General features: G+C 50.1%; 1 tRNA gene and 3 rRNA genes. All 4 read left to right on the forward strand.

The features are described from left to right. A 16S ribosomal RNA gene (locus QM406_RS09810) occupies positions 1-1,456 on the forward strand; the annotation flags it as partial. Positions 1,457-1,506: 50 nt separating this feature from the next. Continuing rightward, positions 1,507-1,579: transfer RNA gene (locus QM406_RS09815), tRNA-Ala, on the forward strand. A 124-nt stretch (positions 1,580-1,703) separates the two neighbouring features. Further along, a 23S ribosomal RNA gene (locus tag QM406_RS09820) occupies positions 1,704-4,607 on the forward strand. Positions 4,608-4,684: 77 nt separating this feature from the next. Next, positions 4,685-4,800: ribosomal RNA gene (gene rrf, locus QM406_RS09825) — 5S ribosomal RNA — on the forward strand. The last annotated feature ends 1 nt before the right edge of the window (position 4,801 follow it).

Here is a 4,801-nt window from a genome sequence, read left to right on the forward strand (position 1 = left end):
GGATGAGTTGCGAACGGGTGAGTAACGCGTAGGTAACCTGCCTGGTAGCGGGGGATAACTATTGGAAACGATAGCTAATACCGCATAACAGTAGATATTGCATGATATCTGCTTGAAAGGTGCAATTGCATCACTACCAGATGGACCTGCGTTGTATTAGCTAGTTGGTGAGGTAACGGCTCACCAAGGCGACGATACATAGCCGACCTGAGAGGGTGATCGGCCACACTGGGACTGAGACACGGCCCAGACTCCTACGGGAGGCAGCAGTAGGGAATCTTCGGCAATGGACGGAAGTCTGACCGAGCAACGCCGCGTGAGTGAAGAAGGTTTTCGGATCGTAAAGCTCTGTTGTAAGAGAAGAACGAGTGTGAGAGTGGAAAGTTCACACTGTGACGGTATCTTACCAGAAAGGGACGGCTAACTACGTGCCAGCAGCCGCGGTAATACGTAGGTCCCGAGCGTTGTCCGGATTTATTGGGCGTAAAGCGAGCGCAGGCGGTTAGATAAGTCTGAAGTTAAAGGCTGTGGCTTAACCATAGTACGCTTTGGAAACTGTTTAACTTGAGTGCAAGAGGGGAGAGTGGAATTCCATGTGTAGCGGTGAAATGCGTAGATATATGGAGGAACACCGGTGGCGAAAGCGGCTCTCTGGCTTGTAACTGACGCTGAGGCTCGAAAGCGTGGGGAGCAAACAGGATTAGATACCCTGGTAGTCCACGCCGTAAACGATGAGTGCTAGGTGTTAGACCCTTTCCGGGGTTTAGTGCCGCAGCTAACGCATTAAGCACTCCGCCTGGGGAGTACGACCGCAAGGTTGAAACTCAAAGGAATTGACGGGGGCCCGCACAAGCGGTGGAGCATGTGGTTTAATTCGAAGCAACGCGAAGAACCTTACCAGGTCTTGACATCCCTCTGACCGCTCTAGAGATAGAGCTTTCCTTCGGGACAGAGGTGACAGGTGGTGCATGGTTGTCGTCAGCTCGTGTCGTGAGATGTTGGGTTAAGTCCCGCAACGAGCGCAACCCCTATTGTTAGTTGCCATCATTCAGTTGGGCACTCTAGCGAGACTGCCGGTAATAAACCGGAGGAAGGTGGGGATGACGTCAAATCATCATGCCCCTTATGACCTGGGCTACACACGTGCTACAATGGCTGGTACAACGAGTCGCAAGTCGGTGACGGCAAGCTAATCTCTTAAAGCCAGTCTCAGTTCGGATTGTAGGCTGCAACTCGCCTACATGAAGTCGGAATCGCTAGTAATCGCGGATCAGCACGCCGCGGTGAATACGTTCCCGGGCCTTGTACACACCGCCCGTCACACCACGAGAGTTTGTAACACCCGAAGTCGGTGAGGTAACCTTTTAGGAGCCAGCCGCCTAAGGTGGGATAGATGATTGGGGTGAAGTCGTAACAAGGTAGCCGTATCGGAAGGTGCGGCTGGATCACCTCCTTTCTAAGGATAAGGAATGCACATTGGTCTTGTTTAGTCTTGAGAGGTCTTGTGGGGCCTTAGCTCAGCTGGGAGAGCGCCTGCTTTGCACGCAGGAGGTCAGCGGTTCGATCCCGCTAGGCTCCATTGGTGAGAGATCACCAAGTAATGCACATTGAAAATTGAATATCTATATCAAATAGTAACAAGAAAATAAACCGAAAACGCTGTAGTATTAATAAGAGTTTATGACTGAAAGGTCAGAAAATAAGGTTAAGTTAATAAGGGCGCACGGTGGATGCCTTGGCACTAGGAGCCGAAGAAGGACGTGACAAACGACGATATGCCTTGGGTAGCTGTAAGTAAGCGATGATCCAGGGATTTCCGAATGGGGGAACCCAACAGGTACTACCTGTTACCCATATCTGTTAAGGATATGAGGAGGAAGACGCAGTGAACTGAAACATCTAAGTAGCTGCAGGAAGAGAAAGCAAAAGCGATTGCCTTAGTAGCGGCGAGCGAAACGGCAGGAGGGCAAACCGAAGAGTTTACTCTTCGGGGTTGTAGGACTGCAATGTGGACTCAAAGATTATAGAAGAATGATTTGGGAAGATCAGCCAAAGAGAGTGATAGCCTCGTATTCAAAATAGTCTTTGTACCTAGCAGTATCCTGAGTACGGCGGGACACGTGAAATCCCGTCGGAATCTGGGAGGACCATCTCCCAACCCTAAATACTCCCTAGTGACCGATAGTGAACCAGTACCGTGAGGGAAAGGTGAAAAGCACCCCGGGAGGGGAGTGAAATAGAACCTGAAACCGTGTGCCTACAACAAGTTCGAGCCCGTTAATGGGTGAGAGCGTGCCTTTTGTAGAATGAACCGGCGAGTTACGATATGATGCGAGGTTAAGTTGAAGAGACGGAGCCGTAGGGAAACCGAGTCTGAATAGGGCGAGTTAGTATCATGTCGTAGACCCGAAACCATGTGACCTACCCATGAGCAGGTTGAAGGTGCGGTAAGACGCACTGGAGGACCGAACCAGGGCACGTTGAAAAGTGCTTGGATGACTTGTGGGTAGCGGAGAAATTCCAAACGAACTTGGAGATAGCTGGTTCTCTCCGAAATAGCTTTAGGGCTAGCGTCGACATTAGAGATTCTTGGAGGTAGAGCACTGTTTGGGTGAGGGGTCCATCCCGGATTACCAATCTCAGATAAACTCCGAATGCCAATGAATTATGGTCGGCAGTCAGACTGCGAGTGCTAAGATCCGTAGTCGAAAGGGAAACAGCCCAGACCACCAGCTAAGGTCCCAAAATAATTGTTAAGTGGAAAAGGATGTGGGGTTGCACAGACAACTAGGATGTTAGCTTAGAAGCAGCTATTCATTCAAAGAGTGCGTAATAGCTCACTAGTCGAGTGACCCTGCGCCGAAAATGTACCGGGGCTAAAACAATTTACCGAAGCTGTGGATACCTTTATAGGTATGGTAGGAGAGCGTTCTATGTGTGAAGAAGGTGTACCGTGAGGAGTGCTGGAACGCATAGAAGTGAGAATGCCGGTATGAGTAGCGAAAGACAGGTGAGAATCCTGTCCACCGTAAGACTAAGGTTTCCAGGGGAAGGCTCGTCCGCCCTGGGTTAGTCGGGACCTAAGGAGAGACCGAAAGGTGTATCCGATGGACAACAGGTTGATATTCCTGTACTAGAGTATGTAGTGATGGAGGGACGCAGTAGGCTAACTAAAGCAGACGATTGGAAGTGTCTGTCTAAGCAGTGAGGTGTGAACTGAGTTAAATGCTTAGTTCTATAACATTGAGCTGTGATGGGGAGCGAAGTTTAGTAGCGAAGTTAGTGACGTCACACTGCCAAGAAAAGCTTCTAGCGTTTAAACATACTCTACCCGTACCGCAAACCGACACAGGTAGTCGAGGCGAGTAGCCTCAGGTGAGCGAGAGAACTCTCGTTAAGGAACTCGGCAAAATGACCCCGTAACTTCGGGAGAAGGGGTGCTGACTTTAAGTCAGCCGCAGTGAATAGGCCCAAGCAACTGTTTATCAAAAACACAGCTCTCTGCTAAATCGTAAGATGATGTATAGGGGGTGACGCCTGCCCGGTGCTGGAAGGTTAAGAGGAGTGCTTAGCGGTAACGCGAAGGTATGAATTGAAGCCCCAGTAAACGGCGGCCGTAACTATAACGGTCCTAAGGTAGCGAAATTCCTTGTCGGGTAAGTTCCGACCCGCACGAAAGGCGTAATGATTTGGGCACTGTCTCAACGAGAGACTCGGTGAAATTTTAGTACCTGTGAAGATGCAGGTTACCCGCGACAGGACGGAAAGACCCCATGGAGCTTTACTGCAGTTTGATATTGAGTGTCTGTACCACATGTACAGGATAGGTAGGAGTCTAAGAGATCGGGACGCCAGTTTCGAAGGAGACGTTGTTGGGATACTACCCTTGTGTTATGGCCACTCTAACCCAGATAGGTGATCCCTATCGGAGACAGTGTCTGACGGGCAGTTTGACTGGGGCGGTCGCCTCCTAAAAGGTAACGGAGGCGCCCAAAGGTTCCCTCAGAATGGTTGGAAATCATTCGCAGAGTGTAAAGGTATAAGGGAGCTTGACTGCGAGAGCTACAACTCGAGCAGGGACGAAAGTCGGGCTTAGTGATCCGGTGGTTCCGTATGGAAGGGCCATCGCTCAACGGATAAAAGCTACCCTGGGGATAACAGGCTTATCTCCCCCAAGAGTTCACATCGACGGGGAGGTTTGGCACCTCGATGTCGGCTCGTCGCATCCTGGGGCTGTAGTCGGTCCCAAGGGTTGGGCTGTTCGCCCATTAAAGCGGCACGCGAGCTGGGTTCAGAACGTCGTGAGACAGTTCGGTCCCTATCCGTCGCGGGCGTAGGAAATTTGAGAGGATCTGCTCCTAGTACGAGAGGACCAGAGTGGACTTACCGCTGGTGTACCAGTTGTCTTGCCAAAGGCATCGCTGGGTAGCTATGTAGGGAAGGGATAAACGCTGAAAGCATCTAAGTGTGAAACCCACCTCAAGATGAGATTTCCCATGATTTTATATCAGTAAGAGCCCTGAGAGATGATCAGGTAGATAGGTTAGAAGTGGAAGTGTGGCGACACATGTAGCGGACTAATACTAATAGCTCGAGGACTTATCCAAAGTAACTGAGAATATGAAAGCGTAAGGTTTTCTTGGAATTTGATAGATATTCAATTTTGAGTAGGTATTACTCAAAGTTAAGTGACGATAGCCTAGGAGATACACCTGTACCCATGCCGAACACAGAAGTTAAGCCCTAGAACGCCGGAAGTAGTTGGGGGTTGCCCCCTGTGAGATAAGGAAGTCGCTTAGCT

This window comes from Streptococcus infantis (assembly GCF_047465035.1).
Lineage (GTDB): Bacteria > Bacillota > Bacilli > Lactobacillales > Streptococcaceae > Streptococcus > Streptococcus infantis_T.